This is a genomic window from Limnospira platensis NIES-39, from assembly GCF_026000695.1.
Taxonomy (GTDB): domain Bacteria; phylum Cyanobacteriota; class Cyanobacteriia; order Cyanobacteriales; family Microcoleaceae; genus Limnospira; species Limnospira platensis.
In genome coordinates, this window is the sequence record NZ_AP026945.1 from 404487 (window position 1) to 426454 (window position 21968).

The 21968-nt window shown below is 44.9% G+C and carries 18 protein-coding genes and 1 pseudogene; 11 read left to right on the top strand and 8 right to left on the bottom strand.

Annotated features, from left to right (window positions below; translation table 11 throughout):
- The first annotated feature begins 115 nt into the window (after window positions 1-115).
- The 3 genes from ahcY to N39L_RS02025 all read left to right on the top strand — a co-directional run bounded on the left by ahcY (window position 116) and on the right by N39L_RS02025 (window position 2803).
- Window positions 116-1396 (top strand): adenosylhomocysteinase, encoded by a 1281-nt coding sequence (ahcY, locus tag N39L_RS02015; RefSeq protein ID WP_006618198.1) that lies wholly within the window; start codon window positions 116-118, stop codon window positions 1394-1396.
- 117 nt (window positions 1397-1513) lie between these two features.
- Complete coding sequence (locus tag N39L_RS02020) at window positions 1514-2137, top strand: exopolysaccharide biosynthesis protein (protein WP_043467950.1); 624 nt, start codon at window positions 1514-1516, stop codon at window positions 2135-2137.
- Between the two features lie 207 nt (window positions 2138-2344).
- Window positions 2345-2803: a hypothetical protein gene (locus N39L_RS02025; protein WP_231852238.1), complete on the top strand. Its 459-nt coding sequence runs from the start codon at window positions 2345-2347 to the stop codon at window positions 2801-2803.
- Between the two features lie 137 nt (window positions 2804-2940).
- Here N39L_RS02025 and N39L_RS02030 read toward each other — a convergent pair whose 3' ends face one another.
- Both N39L_RS02030 and N39L_RS02035 read right to left on the bottom strand, forming a co-directional pair.
- A complete protein-coding gene (locus N39L_RS02030) occupies window positions 2941-3945 on the bottom strand; it encodes an iron ABC transporter substrate-binding protein (protein ID WP_014274137.1) in 1005 nt (334 codons plus the stop codon).
- 269 nt (window positions 3946-4214) lie between these two features.
- On the bottom strand, window positions 4215-5693 hold the full coding sequence (locus N39L_RS02035; protein ID WP_014274138.1) for a bifunctional orotidine-5'-phosphate decarboxylase/orotate phosphoribosyltransferase: 1479 nt from the start codon (window positions 5691-5693) through the stop codon (window positions 4215-4217).
- A 58-nt stretch (window positions 5694-5751) separates the two neighbouring features.
- On the opposite strand from N39L_RS02035, the gene N39L_RS02040 reads away from it, so the two are divergent.
- Together N39L_RS02040 and N39L_RS02045 are read left to right on the top strand one after the other, a co-directional pair.
- A complete protein-coding gene (locus N39L_RS02040; RefSeq protein ID WP_014274139.1) occupies window positions 5752-5943 on the top strand; it encodes a hypothetical protein in 192 nt (63 codons plus the stop codon).
- The gene (locus N39L_RS02045) at window positions 5934-6386 is read left to right on the top strand and encodes a DUF3611 family protein (RefSeq protein WP_014274140.1); all 453 of its coding nucleotides are present in this window, start codon (window positions 5934-5936) and stop codon (window positions 6384-6386) included. The genes N39L_RS02040 and N39L_RS02045 overlap by 10 nt, the downstream gene beginning before the upstream one ends.
- A 48-nt stretch (window positions 6387-6434) precedes the next feature.
- Here the strand turns inward: N39L_RS02045 and pflA are convergent, their stop codons facing one another.
- Window positions 6435-7184 carry a pyruvate formate-lyase-activating protein gene (gene pflA / locus N39L_RS02050; protein WP_006618191.1) on the bottom strand — a complete coding sequence of 250 codons (750 nt, stop codon included), beginning with the start codon at window positions 7182-7184 and terminating at the stop codon, window positions 6435-6437.
- 122 nt (window positions 7185-7306) lie between these two features.
- Window positions 7307-9598, bottom strand: a complete 2292-nt coding sequence (gene pflB, locus N39L_RS02055; protein ID WP_014274142.1) for a formate C-acetyltransferase — start codon at window positions 9596-9598, stop codon at window positions 7307-7309.
- A gap of 767 nt (window positions 9599-10365) precedes the next feature.
- Here pflB and N39L_RS02060 point away from each other — a divergent pair.
- Window positions 10366-10713, top strand: a complete 348-nt coding sequence (locus N39L_RS02060) for a histidine triad nucleotide-binding protein (RefSeq protein WP_014274143.1) — start codon at window positions 10366-10368, stop codon at window positions 10711-10713.
- Window positions 10714-10722: 9 nt separating this feature from the next.
- On the opposite strand, the gene N39L_RS02065 is transcribed toward N39L_RS02060, so the two are convergent.
- Both N39L_RS02065 and N39L_RS02070 read right to left on the bottom strand, forming a co-directional pair.
- The gene (locus N39L_RS02065; protein ID WP_014274144.1) at window positions 10723-12348 is read right to left on the bottom strand and encodes a methyl-accepting chemotaxis protein; all 1626 of its coding nucleotides are present in this window, start codon (window positions 12346-12348) and stop codon (window positions 10723-10725) included.
- Window positions 12349-12556: 208 nt separating this feature from the next.
- Entirely contained in the window at window positions 12557-13243 is a 687-nt protein-coding gene (locus tag N39L_RS02070; protein ID WP_014274145.1) for a uridine kinase family protein, read from the bottom strand.
- Window positions 13244-13343: 100 nt separating this feature from the next.
- On the opposite strand from N39L_RS02070, the gene N39L_RS02075 reads away from it, so the two are divergent.
- A complete protein-coding gene (locus N39L_RS02075) occupies window positions 13344-13835 on the top strand; it encodes a hypothetical protein (RefSeq protein WP_014274146.1) in 492 nt (163 codons plus the stop codon).
- Here the strand turns inward: N39L_RS02075 and N39L_RS02080 are convergent.
- Window positions 13768-14962 (bottom strand): annotated as a pseudogene (locus N39L_RS02080) (RNA-guided endonuclease InsQ/TnpB family protein). The gene N39L_RS02075 and the pseudogene N39L_RS02080 sit on opposite strands and share 68 nt — an antisense overlap.
- An 86-nt stretch (window positions 14963-15048) precedes the next feature.
- Here N39L_RS02080 and N39L_RS02085 point away from each other — a divergent pair.
- The 4 genes from N39L_RS02085 (at window position 15049) to N39L_RS02100 (ending at window position 21290) form a co-directional block, all read left to right on the top strand.
- On the top strand, window positions 15049-15279 hold the full coding sequence (locus N39L_RS02085; RefSeq protein ID WP_006616804.1) for a hypothetical protein: 231 nt from the start codon (window positions 15049-15051) through the stop codon (window positions 15277-15279).
- Window positions 15280-15721: 442 nt separating this feature from the next.
- On the top strand, window positions 15722-16285 hold the full coding sequence (locus N39L_RS02090; RefSeq protein ID WP_006616805.1) for a PadR family transcriptional regulator: 564 nt from the start codon (window positions 15722-15724) through the stop codon (window positions 16283-16285).
- Between the two features lie 85 nt (window positions 16286-16370).
- Window positions 16371-17951 (top strand): efflux RND transporter periplasmic adaptor subunit, encoded by a 1581-nt coding sequence (locus tag N39L_RS02095; RefSeq protein WP_014274149.1) that lies wholly within the window; start codon window positions 16371-16373, stop codon window positions 17949-17951.
- Between the two features lie 42 nt (window positions 17952-17993).
- On the top strand, window positions 17994-21290 hold the full coding sequence (locus tag N39L_RS02100) for an efflux RND transporter permease subunit (RefSeq protein WP_014274150.1): 3297 nt from the start codon (window positions 17994-17996) through the stop codon (window positions 21288-21290).
- Here the strand turns inward: N39L_RS02100 and N39L_RS02105 are convergent, their stop codons facing one another.
- Complete coding sequence (locus N39L_RS02105) at window positions 21291-21920, bottom strand: TMEM165/GDT1 family protein (protein WP_014274151.1); 630 nt, start codon at window positions 21918-21920, stop codon at window positions 21291-21293.
- Between the last annotated feature and the right edge of the window lie 48 nt (window positions 21921-21968).

Sequence of the window (21968 nt, forward strand, 5' to 3'; positions counted from 1 at the left end):
ATGTTGCGGTTAATGGTGCTAGAATCGGAAAGGCCAATCGTCCATAAGTTGGGTGCCCCTAATAATTTGCCAAACATTTGGCAGTGAAAACGCGATTTATAAAGGAAATAACTGCATGAGTTCAACAACCGTCCAAGCCAAATATGAAATTAAAGACCCAACACTCGCCTCAAAAGGCAAACAACGGATTGAATGGGCGGGGCGTGAAATGCCAGTTTTGCGCCAAATTGAAGAACGTTTTGCCCAAGAAAAGCCCTTTGAAGGTATTCGTTTAGTCGCTTGCTGTCACGTCACCACAGAAACAGCACATTTGGCGATCGCTCTCAAAGCTGGGGGCGCGGATGCTATACTTATTGCTAGTAACCCCCTGTCTACCCAAGACGATGTAGCCGCTAGTTTGGTGGTTGATTATGGCATCCCCGTTTTCGCTATGAAAGGGGAAGATACAGCCACCTATCTGCGCCACGTCGAGATTGCCCTAGATCACCGCCCCAATATTATTATTGATGACGGTAGTGATGTCACTGCTACCCTCGTTAAAAACCGTCAGCATCAAATACCTGAAATTATCGGCACCACCGAAGAAACCACTACCGGAATTGTGCGTCTGCGCGCCATGTTTAATGATGGGAAACTGACTTTCCCCGCTATGAACGTTAACGACGCGGATACTAAGCACTTTTTTGATAACCGCTACGGAACTGGTCAATCTACCCTTGATGGTATTATCCGCGCTACTAATGTTCTGCTCGCTGGTAAAAATGTCGTCGTTGTCGGTTACGGTTGGTGTGGTAAAGGCTCCGCCTTGCGCGCTCGTGGATTGGGTGCTAATGTGATTGTTACCGAAGTTGATCCAGTCCGGGCTATTGAAGCCGTCATGGACGGTTTCCGGGTCATGCCTATGGAACAAGCCGCTGCCGTGGGAGATTTGTTTATTACTGTAACTGGTAATAAGCACGTTATTCGTGGGGAACATTTCGATGTGATGAAAGATGGGGCTATGGTTTGTAACTCTGGTCACTTCGATATTGAAATTGACCTGAAAGCCCTGGCGGAACGTTCTACAGAAATCAAGGAAGTTCGTAACTTTACCCAACAATATAAGCTCAAAACTGGTAAATCTGTTGTCGTTTTGGGTGAAGGACGTTTGATCAATTTGGCTGCTGCTGAAGGTCATCCTAGTGCCGTTATGGATATGAGTTTTGCTAACCAGGCGATGGCTTGTGAATACCTGGTGAAAAATAAAGGCAAACTTGAACCCGGTCTGCACTCTATCCCCCAAGATGTCGATCAGGAAATTGCTCGCCTGAAGTTGAAGGCGATGGGTATTGCTATTGATACCTTGACCCCAGAACAGATTGAATATAGCAATTCCTGGACTATGGGAACTGATTAATCTGTCAAGTTTTTCTGGGGATTTAATTTAGGTATTTGTGATGGCAACCGGAAACGGTTGCCTAACTATATTCTGGTTGATTGATTCTACTTAGTTTTTTTATCTTTGCTGTGGCTTGTGGCAAAACTTTCTGTTGAACTTCAGCGCTATTTTTGGGAAGAGTCGCGTTCATCTCAGGTAACGCTGGGTGATATTATTACTCTGGCAGGAGAGCGGATTTTTGGGTTTTTGTTTGTGGTGCTGGCGCTGCCTTCCGCCCTCCCGATTCCGGCTCCTGGCTATTCGATTCCCTTTGGGATTTTATTATTTTTGTTAGCTATTCAATTGGTGGCGGGTTCACAAACGCCTTGGTTTCCAAATTCATGGCTCAACCGTCCTATGTCTTTGGAAAAGGTACAGGGAATTTTAAAAGTGGGGATTCCTTGGTTACAGAAAATTGAGGTGGTTTGTCGTCCCCGCTTAAGTTTTATTTGTACTCATCCCGTGGGACGGGTTGTGATTGGTTGTGCGATCGCCATTATGGCAGTCTCCATGATGCTCCCCATTCCCTTAACTAATACACTACCAGCGATCGGGATTTTTATTACCGGATTTGGGCTGTTAGATGATGATGGGGCCATTACCTTGGGGGGATTAGTAGTTTGTTTGATGGGAGCAGTCCTTTCCGGTTTAATTCTACTGTTTGGCTATGAAGCAGTGAAAGCCGGGATTAATTACCTACGGTTGTCTATCAGTCGCTAAAATCCCCTCCACTGGTCCGAAAAGTGATCACCATCACTACAACTGAGTTGATTGCGTCATCAGTTGATTTGCGTAGTCTCACCTAGAAACCCTATGAACATCACGAGAATCACTCCGAGAAATCACTGAGATTTTCGGAAACCTTTGGGATGATGAAGATACTAAAAGGTTGGCCGCTTACTTGTCCTGGAGAGAAATATGATTGTGATGACTACATCTACCAAAACTTATATCAACCCGGATGGCTCACTCGCAGAACTTCCTCTGTCCACCAAATTCGGGAATATAGAACTTAGACAGATTTACCATCTAGCCCAAACCAAGAATTGGGAACCTGAAACTCTCGAAAGTCGCATCGATCGCGCTTTGTCCATGGTCGATGCTAATTGGGGGAATCCCAAAGAACAGCTTTTGTTAGAATTAGTTCGTCAGGGTAGGGCCGACCAAATCGATGGTATTGAATATTGGACTGCTCAAATCGACGAAACACGGGCGGCGGGAATTTGTCTTGACCCGGTTACATTGACATTAGAAGTTATGGTGATTGATTTACAGTGGTTTACCCCTATCCATCGGGAACAGGTGAGAACCCTATCAAGATTATGCCAGCTTACCAGTTCAAGTTGTTATGATTCAGAATCGGGCTCGAAATATTGGTCGCTATAGCTGAGCGCAAGTGCAATAATGATCATACTTACCAACATATTTCCGAAAATATCGCGAAATTACCAGTTAATCGCCCTCTCATCATCAATAGCTAGGGTGCGTCAAGCAGCAATATGTTCGCACCCTAAAGTCTAATTCTATAACACGCCTGCCCGTTGTAGCAGTACCAGGGTCCCCTGTAAGTCAGCTAGATTGGCTAAGTCAATTCTTGGCGGATTGATTTGATCAATAGATAACTGTCGCTCTGGGGCTGGTATCCCTTCGACTAGGGGATATTCTTTGGTTTCTCGGGCGAAGAAGTTTTGGGCGTTATTGGTCAGTAAAAACTGGATAAATCGCTGTGCATCTTGGGCGTTTCTGGCTGTGTCGAGAATAGCTACTCCGGCTATATTAATTAATGATCCCGTATCGCCACGGGTGTAGTGGTGAGCGACAGGGAAGTTAGGATCATCTGCTAAGAAGCGATATAGGTAGTAGTTATTGGTTAACCCCATATCTACTTCTCCTCGACCTACAGCTTCAACAATAGCGGTATTGTTCCGGTAAACCACAGCCCCATTATTTCTCATGGCTTGGAGCCATTCCAGGGTTTTAGCATCACCTTCTACTAGGCGCATGGCGGTAACGAAGGACTGAAAAGAACCGTTGGTGGGAGCCCAGCCAACTCTCCCCCGCCATTTGGGTTGGGTTAGTTCAGAGATGGAGTTGGGTAGTTGGTTGCGGTTGACCTGGTTGGTGTTGTAGGCTAGTACCCGCGCTCTACCTGTAATCCCTACCCAGTGGTTGTTAGGGGAACGGAAACGAGAATCTACTTTGCTGATCATTTGTGCGGGAATGGCGCGAGTTCGACCGGCTTTTTGTAAGGCTCCCAAGGCTCCAGCATCTTGAGCAAAAAATATGTCAGCAGGGCTATTGCGTCCTTCTTCGAGAATAGCGATCGCTAATTCTGCAGTATCACCATAGCGGACCCTAATATTAATACCTAGCTGCTGTTCCGCTTGTTTGATTAATGGACCAATCAGAGCTTCTCCTCGCCCAGAGTAAATAGTTAAAGTCTGATTCTGAGACTGGCTAACTTGGGCTAAACCCAGAACTAAGGCTAGGGTGAGCATCCCCGCCAAAAAATGTCTACGTTTGAACATTTGTTACCCTCATCTAGTTTTTGTCAGCGACAGTTATTAAGAATTAGTTGCATCTAATTCCAGACAAACTATATCACCCTGTGGGGAGTTAAACAAGAATTTTTATTAATAAAGGAAGAGTGAGCCGCAGGTCAGAGGCTGGTTAATAGGTGTTAATACATTGCCACCAAGACAGAGCCGATGATTATATCATAATAGATAGCATTAAGTTTATTGATAAGTAATGTCAATATAGCCAAACTGGGGGAATAAATGACTATAATAGTCAACTAAACGTGCTGTTGTAATAGTTCAAATTGTTGAGAGGAAATGCGGTTAGCCTGATATAAGGTTTGGGAAATTTCATCGAGACTTAATACCGCATGGCCACGATAGCCATTTTCTGTCAACCTTTCCATGACGTTGCGACCATGATCGATAAATACGACAATATCCTCAACCCTGAGTCCTGCGGCTTGTAATGTGGCGGCTCCTTTCATGACACTATTGCCGGTAATGAGGATATCATCGACAACGACAACGACTTCCCCTGGCTGAAAATGTCCTTCTATGGCTCTTTTTGCCCCATAGCTTTTAACTTCCTTTCGGGGAAAGACCATAGGCCGTCCTAAGCGGAGAGATAGACCCGTGGCTGTAGGTAGAGACCCATAGGGAATACCCGCAATGCGATCGAAATTAAGATTTTGGAGAATTTCCCCATAGGCTCCGACAATTTGATGAAAAATCTGGGGGATGGAAATAATCCGGCGCAAGTCAATATAATAGGGTAGAACCTCTCCTGATGATTGCACATGGTCGCCAAACATAATGCAACCAATATCATAAAGTTGCAGAATCAGGTCGCGGTGGGGTTCATTTTCCAAGAAACAGACATCAGGAAGCCACAGGTCACAGCTAGGACTACCTTGCATAACCCGCAGGCGTTCGTCATTGATAGCATCTCGCAAAGACCGCACTGCCTCTGTAACAGTTCCCCGTTGTAATAAACGTGGTGGTAGGGGTAGCAACAGACCCGCACCGTCAGCACCCAAACCCGCCGCCAGAATTTGGATCAGATCATCTTGTTCGGTTAGATCGTTTTCCTCAGCACTATTTCCCTGAACCAAAATCAAACGCTCTGGAGCTTGGCGACGAATTCGTGCTAACATATCCGCCATGACCCCGACTTCTAACCCGACCTGTTCTGGAGTTCCCCAGGTTTGGGTAGCTCGCACCAATTCCAAGTACAGAGGATGTCCCGGGTTAGGATATTCTTGGAGTAGGTTAGCCGACGGGTTAGCAGTCGCACACAGGACAAATACTGCTTTATTAGGATAGACCAGAAAGGGTGTGACCAAATCCTGTCCGGTGTAGGGGGATACGGTACAAGCATCAACCCCCCATTCTTTAAAAATCATGCGCGCAAACAGGCTGGCACTATTGAGGTCGGCGTGTTTAGCATCGAGAATGACTGGCATTGTAGAGGGGATCTGGTCTAAAATCTGCTGTAAAAGATGCCACCCGGACAAGCCAAGTCCTAAATAGGCATTTAAAGTTAGTTTATAGGCACAAACTAAGTAGGCGGTTTGGTGTACGATCGCCTTTAACCATCGATACCACTCCTCCACGAGTTTACCATCATCAACTAGCCCTAGACCCTGCTCATTCTCAAAGTTAGGCGGATATACTTCCGGGTCCGGGTCGAGGTTCACATAAAGCAAACTTTGGTTGCGGTCAATGCTGCTAATTAGTTTATCGGAAAAATTCATATTGCCTCCATTTAATCGAACCGCTAGAATACTGTGATTCACTAGGAATTTATGGGCAATGTCTGAGCAAGTTAATTTCCAATCATCTCCGTCCCATATTAATCAAATTGCCTTGGCTTTTAGAAAGGGAGGGTTAATCGGCTTATGTTTGCAGGGTTTTTTTGGGGTTGTACCCATTTTTCTGTTGTTGTTTGCGTTATTTCTCAGTCCCGCCAGAAATAGACGGCTTGACAATCATTTGTGGGTTTAGTTTTGGCTTATGGTTGTTTGTTGGCTCTAGGGTTTACCATTTATTGGTGTTTTCACTATACCCGAATTGGTGATCAACTGACTGACCCGGACCGTCGTCCGAGTAAGGCTAGTGTAACTCGCTCTCTTTGGATTGGGTTAGCTACTAATATAGCGGGTATGATTTGTGCTATGGTTGTGGCAATGTGGAAGGTGGGGGCTCTATTATTTAGAATGCTGTCTGTGCCACCGGGAGCCGCCACGATTTATAATCCGAGTGAGGGGGCGGCTATTTTAAGTCGCAGCGGTCCGATTATTGTGCCTATGGATATGATTACACTACAGGCTGCTGTTAATGCTATGGCGGCGGAGTTGGTGGGGATTATTGTATCTTTATTTCTGCTCTATCAAATTACTCAAAGTTTATCTAATCGGGAAAAAAGGGTGACTGATTTGGGGGGTTAATGAGGAGCGATCGCTTTCAGATTAAGTGATCAAGGCTGAGAGTAAGTGTTAAGCGACCACCGCCAAACCATACTTTTGAAATATATTTATAGCTGTGCTGACTTCTTCTGGGGTGGGTTCTTCGGTATCTTTAAGTTTATATTCATAGCCGATTTGCTCCCATTTATATTCTCCCATTTTATGAAAGGGCAAAATCTCGACTTTTTCTACATTGCTGAAGCCGGACACAAACTTAGCTAATGCCTCCATATTATTGATGTCATTAGTTAAATTGGGTACTAACACAAACCGCACCCATGTCGGTTTATTAATCTCATGTAAATACTTGGCAAAATTCAGGGTTGGTTCTACGGAAACACAGGTGACTTTCCGATAGGTTTCGCTGTGATAAGATTTGATATCTAAAAGCACTAAATCGGTATAATCTAGCACTGGTTTGGCTACATTAATGGGGATATAACCAGAGGTATCTAAGGCTGTATGAATACCCAATTCCCGACAGCGCCGGAAGATTTCTGCCACAAACTCTGGCTGCATTAAGGGTTCGCCGCCAGTGACAGTAATACCGCCATTAGAAAACCGCATATAGGAGCGATATTTGACTACTTCTTGGATGATTTCTTCGACTGTGACTTGTTTACCACCTGCTACTTCTTGACAGTCGGGGTTATGACAATAAAGACAGCGCAGGGGACAACCCTGGGTAAACACGACAAATCTAATTCCTGGACCGTCTACGGTTCCGCAACTTTCATAGGAATGAATGTTACCCGATATTTGAGTTTGAGAATCAGACATAATTATGATAATAGACAACAGAAACCCGGATTGATTAAAACCGGGTTATTACAGACTAACTAATGATGGATAACCACCGAGTTAATCACATTTAACTGTAGATTAACCCGGTGTATAAATCCCTAGATGCGACTATGGAAAGTACGATTAATCACATCTAATTGTTGCTCGCGGGTCAACTTGATAAAGTTGACGGCGTAACCGGATACACGAATGGTTAGTTGTGGATATTTTTCGGGATGTTCCATGGCTTCGACCAAGGTTTCCCGGTTCAGGACGTTGACGTTAATATGATGGCCGTCGTCGGCGAAGTAACCATCTAAAATTCCCACCAGGTTGCTAATACGATCGCCTTCCTGTTTTCCTAATGCTTGTGGTACAATAGAAAAGGTGTAAGAAATGCCGTCTTGAGAATGCTCATAGGGCAGTTTCGCCACAGAAGCCAAAGCCGCGATCGCTCCTTGTGTATCCCGTGCGTGCATAGGATTAGCACCCGGTGCAAAAGGTTCGCCAGCTTTCCGACCGTCAGGAGTATTACCAGTTTTCTTACCGTAAACCACATTAGAAGTAATGGTCAGAATTGACTGGGTAGGAACTGAGTTCCGGTAGGTTTTGTGCTGACGGATTTTGTTCATAAATTGCTTGACCAAATTGGCAGCAATATCATCAACGCGATCGTCATTATTCCCGAATTTGGGATAATCGCCTTCGATTTCATAATCCACTACCAAACCTTGGTCATTGCGGATCACTTTCACCCGAGAATATTTAATAGCAGAGAAAGCATCAGCTACCACAGACAGACCCGCCATACCACAAGCCATCGTCCGATATACATCACGATCATGCAGTGCCAGTTCAATCCGCTCGTAGGCGTATTTATCGTGCATGAAGTGAATAATATTCAGGGTGTTGACATACAACCGAGACAACCATTCTAAACAGCGATCGAATTTCTCCGCCACATCTTCATATTCGAGATAATCGCCCTTAACTGGAAGCCATGAGGGGCCGATTTGCTCGCCAGTTGTCTCATCTTTACCGCCATTAATCGCATACAGTAGCGCCTTGGCTAAATTCGCCCGTGCGCCGAAAAACTGCATTTGCTTACCGATTTTCATGGCGCTAACACAGCAAGCAATGCCATAATCATCGCCATATTCTGCCCGCATCAAATCGTCATTTTCATACTGGGTAGAACAGGTTTCAATGGAGACCTTAGCACAGTAGCGCTTAAAGTTCTCTGGCAAACGTTCCGACCATAAAATAGTCAGGTTAGGTTCAGGAGCAGCACCCAAGGTGTAGAGTGTGTGCAGGAACCGGAAACTGTTTTTTGTGACTAAGGGGCGACCATCTTCACCCATACCACCAATACATTCTGTTACCCAGGTAGGATCACCAGAAAATAGTTGGTTATATTCAGGAGCCCGCAGGAACCGCACCATCCGTAATTTCATCACGAAATGGTCGATAATTTCCTGAGCCCCACTTTCGGTGAGAGTGCCATTTTGGAAATCTCGCTCGAAGTAGATATCTAAGAAATTAGATACCCGTCCCAGAGACATAGCCGCGCCATTTTGTTCTTTGACTGCTGCTAAATAGCCAAAATAAGTCCACTGTACGGCTTCTTGGGCGGTGGCGGCGGGTTTGGCGATGTTCAACCCGTATGATGCTGCCATTTCTTTGAGTTCTTGGAGCGATCGGATTTCTTCGCAGATTTCTTCGCGCCGCGCGATCGTTTCTGAGTCCATTGCGTCTAATTCCAGAGACGCTTGTTGCTCTTTTTTGTCTAAAATTAGGCGATCGACTCCATACAGCGCCACCCGCCGATAGTCACCAATAATGCGACCGCGACCATAAGCATCTGGTAATCCCGTTACCAGTCCAGAATGGCGCGCTAGGAGAATTTCTGGCGTGTAAGCATCAAAAACACCATCATTGTGGGTTTTGCGATACTGAGTAAAGATTTTTTCCGTTTCCGGGTCCAGTTCGTAGCCGTAGGCTTCTAGGGATTTTTTAACTACCCGAATACCACCATAGGGCATAATCGCTCGTTTCAGGGGTTTATCAGTTTGCAAACCCACGATTTGCTCTAAACTGCGATCTATATATCCCGCACCATAGGCATTAATCCCAGAAGGAATTTTAGTTTCTGCGTCTAAAATGCCCTTTTTGCGTTCCTCTGCCATCAGTTCCTTAACCTGATCCCAGAGGTTATTGGTGCGTTCTGTAGCATTAGCTAAAAACCCGCTATCTCCTTCATAAAGACTGTAGTTTTTTTGGATAAAATCACGAACATTTACTTCTTTCGTCCATTTACCCTGTTTAAATCCTTGCCATTCGGGAGTTATATTACCACTACTGTTGTCTGTAGGTGATGTCAGTTTCGTGGGTTTTTCTACAGTTGAAACCATATCTTTAAGTTTCCTCTTGTTCAGTTCTTTAGGGTTGAGGCAGTCTCACAAATTAGCAGCCATATACTCCCCGATAAACACCCCTACAATCCGTGGGCAATTTACCGTTACCAAAACAGTTCACAGACGGGGCAGCATTCACAACCTCAAGCTATATAATTGGCAGACTAGACATGATAAAATGACAAGTCTTGACACCAAACAATTAATGCTATCTGGGTTGCAGGTACTATCTATATAGTTGTTAATCGGGAAATCTGGTGGACAGAGTGCCGCAGGTGTTATTTTTCTTTCTGGCAATAATTTTCAATCACCACCTACGACGCATTTTTGGATTGAACTTCTAACTAATTAAGAGCTATTTGCTGACTAACCTTTTTTCTTTCTCTTCTACTATTAATAACTAAAAATACAGTATTTGTAAATAGTAAAAAGTAGGATTTAGTATCCAGTTTTTGTTCCTTATATGCTGAAATACCTATAATCAGTAGGATAAAGTAGGATAAAGTAGGATTTAGGATAATTTAGGATAATTTAATAGTCTCATTTTCTGGGCAAAGCTGGCCCCAGGGAGCCGTCTATCAGTCCCTTTCCTAGATCAGAAATTCAAGATCATTTATATGTATTAATTAGAGTGCCCAAAATTAAACTTTTTTTAAGAGTTGAGAGCCGATTTACCCTTGTCAGTTGGCGTATATCATTGTATAATACGACCGTTTGTGGTCGTGCCAATATGTAAAGACGCGCCCCACTCCCAAGCGAAAACTATGAGCAATTCCGAAACAATTTTTACGAAAATCATCCGCCGGGAAATTCCAGCCGATATCGTCTATGAAGATGATCTAGTGTTAGCTTTCCGAGACGTTGCACCCCAAGCACCCGTTCACATTTTGGTAATTCCCAAAAAACCGATTCCTAAATTAGAGGAAGCGACCCCCGATGACCATGGGCTGATGGGACATTTACTGCTGAAGGTGAAACAAGTAGCCCAGGAAGCTGGGTTAACTAATGGTTATCGTGTAGTGATTAATAATGGTTCTGATGGGGGACAAACTGTAGATCATCTTCACATTCATATCCTGGGAGGTCGGGCTATGCAGTGGCCTCCTGGTTGAGGTTAATTTCTAGGTTTCAGCCTTGAGATTTTGGGCAACTTGATTAAGTCGTTGAATACCGATTTTAGTTTCCCGCAAACCATTAGCAGTTTCAGTGGAACTTTGACTAAGACTATTCATAGCCTGGAAGACTTGCTGAATTGCTTGGGCCTGTTGTTGGGAACTCAGAGAGATTTGTTGGGAATTTAAAACCACTTCATTAATCGCCTCTAGGGTGGCTTCCTGATTGCTAATAATCACATGATTAATGGCATCACTGACATCTGTAGAGGCTTTTAAAACCGGGTTAATGGCTTCGGTAACTTTTTCAAAAGCATTGACGGTCCCCCGAGAAAGTTCGATAGTTTGTTCGGCAGTCTTGCTACCCTCATTAGTGACTAATACGGTACTATCGATCGCCTTTTGAATATTATTAACTAAAGCGGTAATTTTTTGAGCCGACTGTTTACTCTGGTCTGCCAATTTGCGGATTTCCATGGCTACCACAGCAAAACCTTTACCATGAACACCAGCACGGGCGGCTTCTACGGCTGCATTCAATGCTAACATATTAGTCTGGTTAGCCAAATCAGCCGCCATATTAGTAATCATGCCAACTTGTTCAGTTTGCTGGCTGAGTCGAACAATTTGATCAGCAATAGCCTCTACTTTTTCCTTGAGATTCAAGATTTTCTGTAGGGTTAGCTGTACCGCCTCGGTTTCCGACTCAGCGAGTTTTAACACCTGCTGGGCGCTTTCAGAAGAAAACTGACCGAGAGTGAGGACTTGCTGGCCGCTTTTGATCGAAGATTTAGCCATATCTAAGACTTGATTGGCGATATCGGCGGAGGATTCTGCCTGTTCGGCCATTGACCGGGCTGCTTCTCCTAGTTCATCCATTGTAGCAGTAGTTTCATTAATTGCTCCTGCCTGTTGGCTGGCGTTGCGTTCTTGTTGTTCTGTGGTACTAGCAATCTGATTAGAAGAACTCGCAATTATACTAATGCTATCATTAAGAGTCCGGCTAATGCGGGCGGAAATTACCAGAGCCAAAACAATAGCTAGAGTAGCAGCTATAAACATTCCCAATGCAGCCATCATAGTGAGAGTATTCATGGCATTTTCCAACTCTCTATACTTAGCATTGAGAAGCTGCTGCTTTTGCTCGTCAATATTTTCTCCGGTAGCTGCTACCTCACTGACACTAAGGGCTTTTGCTTCGGCTTGGGCTAAGGGTAATTGATTACTATCAATCAGATTAAATACGTTTCTGGAAATCCGATCAATCTCATTACCAGCTTGTCTGATCTTGGTTAATTCATCCCTCAACCTGGGATCATCAATCTGTCTCATCAAGTTGTCATAATTAGTTGTGAACTGCTCAAAGGCTTGTTTATAGAGACTTTCGTAGTCTTCTAACTCAGGGTATAAAAGGCTCATTCGCACATTTCGCAACATTTTATAAATGCCAAAAATCATCTGATCAACAAATTCCATTTGCAGTTGAGTGGTCTCGACTGCAGCGGTAATTTTCACCACGTTTGTAGCTTGGTGGTAAATTACTGATACCACTCCAAAAGAGAGTAAAATCGGTATAGCATATCCTATCAATATGCGCCATTTAAGTTTGATAGTTTGGCGTTTAGATTCAATCATTAATCAGTGGTGTATAAAAGATGAACAGGTAAATCAAAGGCTTTCAGGTTTCTTCCCGAAAAGGCAATCCTTAAAAAAGGTGCTGGTTGGCTCTGGACTTGGGTAATATATATCATAAACTTGCCTATTTATAGGGATGTTGCAGATAGATGGGAACTGCTAATATCAGGAAATCAAAATATTTTAGATTCGGGATAAATCGATGCACTCAAGGGCTAGGGTCGGGCTTGAGTCCCGTAGATGCTAGTCGGAAATCATTATTAATCCTGGCTGTAACTGCTTGTCTAGGTTTATCCCGTTCCCAGTGAATTTTTTGAGCGGGAAAGTAAATGGCCTGATATGCTTTAACTGTCTCCTGTTGAGATAGGCCTTCTTGCGATCGCCTAATAGCTCGTTCTAATGCGGTTTCCCAACTACATTCAATCCAAAAAGAAAGGTCATAGTATGACTGGAACTCTTGTTTTAACAAAAAGATTCCTTCCAAGATAATTATATCAATATTGTCGAATTTATATCTATGCTTTTGATATTCTGTGGCGGTTTCTTGAGTATAATTGACCTCAAGAGAGACTGAGCGAAGTTGGCGCAGGGGAAAGACTAATTGGCTGAATAACTGGTCAAAGCGAATCGCATATTGATAAAAGTGGGCGGCGGGGTTAGTCTGGCTAAATCTTTGGTGGGGTAGATTAAGCCATCCATCAATATTGATGCTGGCTACCCGCAGGTTTCCCTGGCTAAGTATTTTGACAATTTGGGCGGTGATATAGCCTTTTCCAGAAGCGTCAATTCCTGAGATGGCGACTAGGACGGGTTGCTGAGGTGACAGCAATTTACGCTGAATAGCGATCGCATCAATAATATCATTAAGATTAATAGGTTGGTAATTTACTGCCATTGTGTTGTATAATGGGCTAGTTACTAATTGTTATGGCGCGGTTGATTCGGGCTTCTGTCTATCTGGTAAGGGGCGAAAATCTTTACAGAGGGAAGGTTAAATGGCTGAAATGACGGTAACAGATGCTTTGGCAGAATTAACGCTACTGGGTAAGCGCATAGAATCAGCCCGATCAGGGTTAGAAGGTAATACATTAATCACTGTAGTAGAAGTGGGAAAAACTCCTGTGGGCTACAGAAATCGGGATGAGTATAACACTAAAGCACGGGCGGCGGTGCAAAAGGTAGATGCTTTAATTGCCCGTCGGCGTACAATTAAAAGGGCAGTGGTTTTGTCTAATGCGGTGACAATGGTATCAGTAGCAGGGGAAGAAATGACTGTGGCTGAAGCGATCGAGATGAAAAACTTTATCGCCTATTATGAGTCGGTTCTGAATACGATGGAATCAGCTTATACTTCGGCGCGCAAAGATTTTGATGTAGCCCAGGCGCGGGTGAAGGAAAGACTGGTTGACACTCCCCAGCCTAAAGGCGTGGGGATTCTTCCTTCAACGACTCGACTTGCTCTGACAGGTTTGCACCAACCAAAGTAGCGGTCAAATCTCCAGAAGCGTTAAGTTTCCGTATGCCCTACGGTACTCAAGGCAGCGTTCAGAATGTTGATGGCTGCGTTATAGTCTCGGTCTAACTCACACCCACACTGACAAATATGGGTTCGAGTTGAGAGACTTTTCTTGACAATCGTGCCGCAGCTCGAGCATTTTTGAGAGGTATAAGCAGGGTTTACCGCTACGGTAATCTTGCCAAATTTCACCCCAAAATACTCCAACCATTTCCTGAACTGATACCAAAGAGCATCGTGAATCGACTTGGCGAGACAGTGGTTTCTCACAATATTCTTAATCCTCAAATCTTCGTAAGCCACCAGATCGTTAGATTGGATTACGCAACGCGCCAATCTCTTGGCGTGTTCTTCACGTTGCCGACTTATTTTGAGGTGTGCTCGCCCGAGTCGATTAACGGCTTTTTTTCGGTTGGCAGAGCCTTTCTGTTTTTGGCTCACCCTTCGGTGAGCGCGTTTCAGCTTTTTCTCGGCGTTTCGGTAAAACCTCAGGTTCGGTTCGCTCTGTCCGTTTGAATCGGTGTAGAATTCCTTGAGTCCGACATCTAAACCCACGGTATTTCCTGATGGTTCGATTTCTTCTCGAACGTCTACTTTGACGCAAAACTGTGCGTAGTAGCCGTCGGCTCTACGAATCAGCCGAACCCGTTTGATTTGTTCTGTACCGTAAAACGCCAAATCCCAAGTTCCAATCAACTTGAGTCGTCCGATCCCTTTCTTGTCGGTAAAGACAATATGCTTAGGGTCGAGTAACTTCCAACCGGAGTTTTTGTACTCGACAGAACGACTATTTTTCTTGAACCTGGGATATCCTTTCTTGCCGGGAACTTGCTGGCGGCAGTTTTCAAAAAAACGAGAAATTGAAGACCAGGCACGTTCGGCCGAAGCTTGACGAGCCGTACTGTTGAGTTCTCGAACCAAGTCATACTCTCGAGCAAGGACTCGACAGTATTTGTTAAGGTCGTATTTGTTAACACCTCGGTTGTCCATCCAATAGCGCAGTGCTTTGTTGCGAACGAATTGTGCGGTTCGGATCGCTTCTTCAATCGCTGCGTATTGGTGGGACTTCCCTTTAACTTTGAACTCGAGAACAAGCATGGCTCGAACAGACTCTATGCTGTTCACCATAGCACAAAATGCTTGGCTAAGTGAAAGCCGCCCTAGAAGGGCGGGGTTTTAGACCCATGATTTTTGATAAATTGGCGATCGAAGTATTAGGCAAAAATGCGGCTTCGGAAAAGTATCAATCTCTAGCTGATAGTTTTTTGGGACGGGAGGGAGTAGAAATACTTGACCCTACCAATTTGACTGGGGAATGCGATCGCCGCCAAGAGTTTGTGGAGGAGTTTAAATCCACTGTAGACCGGGTGCTGTCTATTAGCAACGCCCGCACTTTGATTAACATTTCTGATTAGCTGATCTATATATCGAGCATCAATGTAATGGTGCTGGTCTCTCGAAAAACTCTAAATTTATGGCTCAGAGATGGATCTTCTAGGCGAAGCATACCATCTCGCTTATATGGCTTAAAGTTTAGCGGTCAACGATTAATCTTTAATCCTCAACCCTTAAACCTTAGACCATTAACCCTCAAGTAATAAAAGTTAAACCTCGATTAAATCCTGGGGTTTGGTTATGGGTTCCATAAAACCTTGAGTTTATCCACCAGGCTGGGAGGTCAGCACCTTTTTATGTGATTATTGATACTGTTTTTTGGTGGTTGGTATGAGTCTATCTGGGGATACAGAGGGGGATGGAAAACCTGATACTCAAGGCGATCGCCAATTTTTCTAGCCTATTTCTTGACTCGTAGGCGAAAATTGGCTATATTGTCAACACAAGTATCAATTTGATATAATGTTGGAACTATCTGCATTAGGACTACTACAGCGCGAACCTTTACACGGCTACCGACTGAAGCAGCGCCTAGAGCTGTTTATGGGAAGCTGTATCAGCGTTAACTATGGTGCAATTTATCCCTTGCTGAAACGTTTGGAAGAACGGGGATATATTCAAGTTATCCTAGAAGAGGCAGGGGACGCGGGTTCGAGTCGGAAGGTTTATGGTATTACCGCCGCCGGACGTGAGCGATGGTTATACAAAATGCTAGAACAGCCGCAAGAGAGTTGGGTTAAAAGCCGTTCTAGGTTTCTAATTAAGTATTTCTTTTTTAGTGACTTAAATATACACAATCGCCTGAAATTGTTAGAATATCGCCTCAGAGCTTGTCAGCAAAGGATGGCATATCTGAACCAGAAAGAGGTTGAATATGTGCCGATTGATTCCTATCAATCAGATATCTGGCAAAGGGCGAAGTTTTTGTTAGATTCAGAGTCTAAATGGCTCGAAAAAACCTACGATAATTTGCAACAAGAACTAGGGGGTGGTGATTCTCTATCTTCAGACAGATCACAATTGTGAATAGCCGAGATCTACAATGGCAGTAGACTAGGGAATTGACAGTAAAATTTTGCCGCCAACAATTATAATCATACTACAATTTATTATGTCTTATCCATCATCAACAGAATCATCAAACTCGAATTATCATCAGTCGGTCGTGGAAGTTGAGGGGAGTGGTGAACATTCGCCAATAGAAAACCAAAATCAGATAGAAAGCGATCGCCATTCGGAATCAGAACCTAGTAATAAATCCAACAATTGGGTATCAGCGACCGTAGGAATATTACTAGCCCTAGGAGTAGGCTTTGCTGGGGGTCAGTGGTGGTACTCCAGTAAAGCGCAAGCGGACACTACCCCAGCGGCGGCGAGTAATTCCCCCCAAAGACCGAGGGGAGTTCCGGTGAGAGTCACCAGCATAGAAACTAGGAACTTTCAGGATGCTGGGGAATTTGTGGGGACTCTGGAAGCGCGGGAGTCGGTGGAAGTAAGATCGGAAATAGAAGGGAGAATCACGCAAGTATATGTTAGGTCAGGGGAGATGGTAAATCAAGGGCAGGCGATCGCCCGTTTAAGAAGTGATGACCTAGAAGCGCAACTACGACAAGCCCAAGCCAACCTAGTGCGAACCCAAGCCAGAGTAGCAGAATTACAAGCCGGAAGTCGCCCGGAAGAAATTGCGGAAGCCCGTGGGAGATTAGCGGAATCTGTCGCCCGTCTAAATGATGCTCAATCTGGTAGTTTACTAGCAGAAATCAATCAAGCCCAAGCCCAAATAGATGCCAATATAGCAGCAGCAGAGTTAGCGGAAAAACGGGTAACTAGATTTCAAGAACTCACGGAAGCCGGGGCAATTTCCAGAGATGAATTTGATGCCTTAGTGTCACAGAAACAAACCGCCCAAGCGAATCTGAGAGCTGCCGAAAGACGACTAGAACAATTACAGCAAAATCGCCAATCAGAAATAGCCCTGAGAGAAGCGGGAGTCGAACAATCTCAACAGGCGTTAAGACGCTTAGAAAGTGGCACGAGACCCCAAGAAATCGACCAAGCAGAAGCCCAAGTAGCGGAAGCCGCCGCCCGTGTTCGCCAGTTAGAAGTGCAGCTACAAGAGACGACTGTACAAGCACCTTTTACGGGGATAGTTGGCGATGTGACAGCGAGACCGGGAGACTTTGTTAACCGGGGTGCGACCTTAACCAGTCTGACAGAAAACGATCGCTTAGAACTGAGATTATCTATTCCCCTAGAACGCCAAGGCGACCTACGGGAGGGACTAGCAGTAGAAATGCAGGACCCCCAAGGTCAACCTATCGGAACCGGACGCATTAGCTTTATTTCCCCCACGGTAAATCCTAATTCTCAAAGTATCTTAGCCAAAGCCACATTTACTAATCCTGACGGACTGCTCCGCACGGGTCAATTCGTGAGGGCGCGGGTAATTTGGAATGAAAAACCGAACACAGTAGTTGTACCGATGACCGCCGTACAATTTTCGGGAGATGAAAGGTTTGTATTTACCACGGAAGGGGGAGAAAATCCCACCGCGAAAAGGCAGGTAATTCGCTTAGGTTTAATTAGAGACCAATATGCGGAAGTGGTGGAAGGTTTACGACCCGGTGAACAACTGATAGTTTCCGGGATTCAAAGACTGTCAGATGGTGCTGCTATCAATCCTCAAAATTAACTGGGGGCGAGAATCATAGCCAATAAGTAGTGAGGGTAAATTGTGTTTACAAATTTCTTTATTAAACGTCCAGTTTTTGCCACTGTCTGTTCCCTGGTCATCATCCTAGTGGGTTTTGTGGGATTTACCCGACTACCTGTGCAAGAATTTCCGAGCATTGATCCTCCGGTTGTCAGAGTTAGGACTACCTATCCGGGGGCGAATGCGGAAGTAGTCGAAACAGAAGTTACGGAAATTCTGGAGGCGGCTATTAACGGGGTTCAAGGACTAAGAACGATGACCTCCTCCAGTAGAGAGGGGCTAAGTTCTATCAATGTTGAGTTTGAATTGGAACGGGATTTAGAAGTAGCCGTCCAGGATGTTCTCTCCCGTGTATCTAGGGCGACGGGGCGACTACCTTCTGATGTGAATAACCCGGTAGTTTCTAAGGATGGTAGCGACGACGATCGCATTATGTGGATTGCCATATATGGCGATCGCTTTAGCACCTTAGAACTCAGTAATTATGCCGACCAATTCCTGAGAAATTCCCTAGAAACCGTTAACGGAGTCGGCAGTATTTTCATAGGTGGGGAACGTCGCTACGCCATGAGAATTTGGCTAGATGCCAAACGTATGGCAGCCCGTAATGTGACCCCCCTAGACGTAGAAAATGCCCTACAGAGACAAAACGTAGAAATCCCTAGCGGTCGCATCGAAGGGGAGACCATGGAATTTCCCGTCCGCACCCTAGGAAGACTACAAACCCCCCCCGAATACGAAGACCTAATTATCAGGCGCAACCCCGACGGTACACAAATACGCATCGGAGATATTGGCTATGCAGAAATCGGCGCAGAAAGCGATCGCACCATTGCCAGATTCAGGGGTCAACCCGCCGTTACCATAGGAGTTAGTAGACTTTCCGACGCGAACCTTTTAGAAGTAGCTACAGGGGTGAAGGAAAGAATGAAAGAACTTTCCCAAAACTTCCCCGACGGCATGAACTATACCGTAGCAGTAGACTACTCGGAATTTGTGCAAGTTGCCATTGATGAAGTATGGCAAAGTCTCCTGTTAGCCATATCCCTGGTGGTATTAGTTATCTTCCTATTTCTGAAAAACTGGCGGGCTACCCTAATTCCCACCATCACCATTCCCGTCTCATTAATCGGCGCATTTGGGGCGATGTTTTTTCTGGGATTCTCCATTAATGTCTTGACCCTATTTGCCCTAACTCTAGCCACCGGATTAGTGGTAGATGATACCATTGTGGTTTTAGAAAATATCGTCCGCTATATTGACGAGAAGAAAATGCACCCTTTCCAGGCTGCCATTCATGCCATGGGGGAGGTTGTCTTTGCTGTAATTGCCACTACTGTGGTGCTAATTGCCGTATTTGTGCCCGTCAGTTTTTCCGGGGGAGCCACCGGACAAATTTTTAATGAATTTGCCATCACCCTAGCCATTTCTGTGGTGTTCTCATCCTTCGTTGCTCTCACCTTAGCGCCCGCTGTTTCGGCGATTATCTTAAAACCATCCCACAGCAGTAACAACCTGTTGATGAGGCTGCTATCAGCCCCTCTGAATGTCTTTGATTGGCTCCTCGATCGCATCGCCAATATCTATGATGCCAGCCTGCGATTATTGATATCATTTAAACCTGTGATTTTGCTGGGTTTTGTAGCATCTCTAGGCCTCACAGCTTGGCTATTTGTACAATTGCCTCAAGGGTTTTTGCCAACGGAAGATAGGGGGCGAATTTTTGTGCCGATTAATGCTCCCGAAGGTGCAAGCATAAACTATACCAATAATGTGGTTAGGGAAGTTGAAGAAATCTTGGGTGATGTGCCGGAAATGCGGGCATTTTTTACCCTAACCGGATTTGGGAGAGGCGCAGCCCAAGCTAACCGAGGCTTTGCTTTTACTAGCCTTGTCCCCTGGTCAGAACGTACAGAACCGGAACAGTCTCAACAGGCGATCGTCCGACGTTTATTTGGCAAGTTTTCCCAAATTACCGATGCCATGGTATTTGCCATTAACCCGAGTTCACTACCAGGAAGTCGCCTCGGTCAACCTGTACAATTTGTGCTTCAGGGAAATGATATTAGCGAGTTAGCACAAGTTTCTGAACAATTGGCTATGGCGGCGAATGAATTACCTCAATTAGTGAATATGGACACCGATTTAAAGCTGAATAAGCCGGAATTAGTCCTAGAGGTAAATAGAGCCCAAGCTGGAAATTTGGGGGTTTCTGTGCAAGAAATAGCCCGGACTTTGCAAATTATGTTGGGTGGTCGGGAAATTACCAATTTTAACCAGGGAAATCAACGTTATGAAGTGATAGTTAGGGGACAGTCGGAATTTCGGGCTAGTCCTGAAGATATTGGGGAAATATCTGTGCGATCGGAGTCCGGTCAAATGATCCCCCTCAGTAATTTGGTGACTATCCGTGACTCGACTCTACCACCACAAATTAACCACTTTAACCGCTTCCGGTCGGCGACTTTAGAAGGTAGTGCCGCCCCTGGATATAGTCTCGGTGAAGCCTTGGAAGCTCTCCAAGATTTAGCCGATCGCACTATTCCTGAGACCATGAGAACAGACTTAGCTGGAGAGTCCCGCGAGTTTAGTCAGGCTGGAGATGCGACAATTTACATTTTCGGGTTGTCCCTAGCGTTTATTTTCCTAACTTTGGCGGCGCAGTTTGAAAGTTTTGTCGATCCATTGGTGATTTTATTAGCGGTCCCCCTATCCCTATTAGGTGCTTTTGGGGCGCTATGGTTGGCGGAATTGGAGTTAAATATTTATAGCCGCATTGGTTTGATTATGTTAATCGGACTTTCGACTAAAAACTCGATTCTCATTGTGGAATTTGCTAACCAACTGCGGGAAATGGGGCGGTCTATTAGTCAGGCGGCGATCGAAGCTGGAAAAGTCCGATTTCGCCCCATTTTGATGACGGCTTTATCAACTATTTTTGGGGTGATGCCTCTGGCTTTTGCGACGGGTGCGGGTGCGGTTAGTCGGGTTTCTATTGGTATGTCAGTAATGGGAGGAATGCTGGTTTCCACTCTACTGAGTTTGTATATTGTGCCAGTGTTTTATATCATTGCGACCACTTTACAGTCCCGTTTAGTTGGTGACAAACACCCCGCAGCCCGTCAGGTTTCAGAACCTGTTTATTATGCCCCCGAAAATGCCAATGGTAACGGTTACACTATCATAACTGGCAATGGTAATGGCAATGGCAATGGTAATGGCAATGGCAATGGCAATGGCAATGGCAAAACCAAAACCACTGTTAATAAACCTGTAGAAACAGCCCCCAAATCCAGTCATGATAGTTCCCAAAACTGATTAAACCGAAACGGTTTCGACACCATTAATTAAAGCCACCAAGCCGAAAACAATAAATAAACATCCACTGGCGGCGGTAATGGTACGTTCGGAAATGCGACCGGCAATTATGCGGCCTCCTAAAACGGCGATCGCTGTTGAGATACTATGCCCTAAAATCACCCCGGATATTACTCCCACGGGGTGATAAGTGGCTGCTAAAGCAATGGTAGCAATTTGAGTGCGATCGCCCCACTCCCCGATAAAAGTTAAAGTAAACGCTTCCAGCAATATCCCCAGCTTCGACTTCTTTTTAGCTAAATTAGACCCAGCCACCGCCTTCATAGCCTCCTCTTCTTCCTCACCACAGGACTGAGAGGATGGCATTTGACTAGCTTGGTATAACAATTTAATTCCAAATATACTAAACAGGAAAATGGTCGCCCAGTGGAGATAACTAGGCGGCAAGAAAGCCACCACTCGACCCATAACGACAGCAATAATTGTCATAGATGCCAAAGCTGCTATCACCCCGGCAAAAACCAGCCTTCTGGGGTATCGCATTGACAAAATAGCAGCGATAAAAAAGGTTTTATCACCTAATTCCGACAAGCTAATCAATAAAAGTCCCGCTGTAAATGCAGTTAACATATTATCAGTATTTTCTCCCTTAGAATAGATAGGACAGGGGGGCATCTA

Excerpts from the sequence above, each read along its gene's own strand:
- N39L_RS02085 (WP_006616804.1), top strand. The coding sequence starts at position 15,049 with ATGATTTTTGATAAATTGGCGATCGAAGTATTAGGCAAAAATGCGGCT.
- N39L_RS02040 (WP_014274139.1), top strand. The coding sequence starts at position 5,752 with ATGTCTGAGCAAGTTAATTTCCAATCATCTCCGTCCCATATTAATCAA.
- N39L_RS02105 (WP_014274151.1), bottom strand. The coding sequence starts at position 21,920 with ATGTTAACTGCATTTACAGCGGGACTTTTATTGATTAGCTTGTCGGAA.
- pflB (WP_014274142.1), bottom strand. The coding sequence starts at position 9,598 with ATGGTTTCAACTGTAGAAAAACCCACGAAACTGACATCACCTACAGAC.
- N39L_RS02025 (WP_231852238.1), top strand. The coding sequence starts at position 2,345 with ATGACTACATCTACCAAAACTTATATCAACCCGGATGGCTCACTCGCA.
- ahcY (WP_006618198.1), top strand. The coding sequence starts at position 116 with ATGAGTTCAACAACCGTCCAAGCCAAATATGAAATTAAAGACCCAACA.
- N39L_RS02065 (WP_014274144.1), bottom strand. The coding sequence starts at position 12,348 with ATGATTGAATCTAAACGCCAAACTATCAAACTTAAATGGCGCATATTG.
- N39L_RS02075 (WP_014274146.1), top strand. The coding sequence starts at position 13,344 with ATGGCTGAAATGACGGTAACAGATGCTTTGGCAGAATTAACGCTACTG.
- N39L_RS02035 (WP_014274138.1), bottom strand. The coding sequence starts at position 5,693 with ATGAATTTTTCCGATAAACTAATTAGCAGCATTGACCGCAACCAAAGT.
- N39L_RS02090 (WP_006616805.1), top strand. The coding sequence starts at position 15,722 with ATGTTGGAACTATCTGCATTAGGACTACTACAGCGCGAACCTTTACAC.
- N39L_RS02030 (WP_014274137.1), bottom strand. The coding sequence starts at position 3,945 with ATGTTCAAACGTAGACATTTTTTGGCGGGGATGCTCACCCTAGCCTTA.
- N39L_RS02060 (WP_014274143.1), top strand. The coding sequence starts at position 10,366 with ATGAGCAATTCCGAAACAATTTTTACGAAAATCATCCGCCGGGAAATT.
- N39L_RS02095 (WP_014274149.1), top strand. The coding sequence starts at position 16,371 with ATGTCTTATCCATCATCAACAGAATCATCAAACTCGAATTATCATCAG.
- pflA (WP_006618191.1), bottom strand. The coding sequence starts at position 7,184 with ATGTCTGATTCTCAAACTCAAATATCGGGTAACATTCATTCCTATGAA.
- N39L_RS02070 (WP_014274145.1), bottom strand. The coding sequence starts at position 13,243 with ATGGCAGTAAATTACCAACCTATTAATCTTAATGATATTATTGATGCG.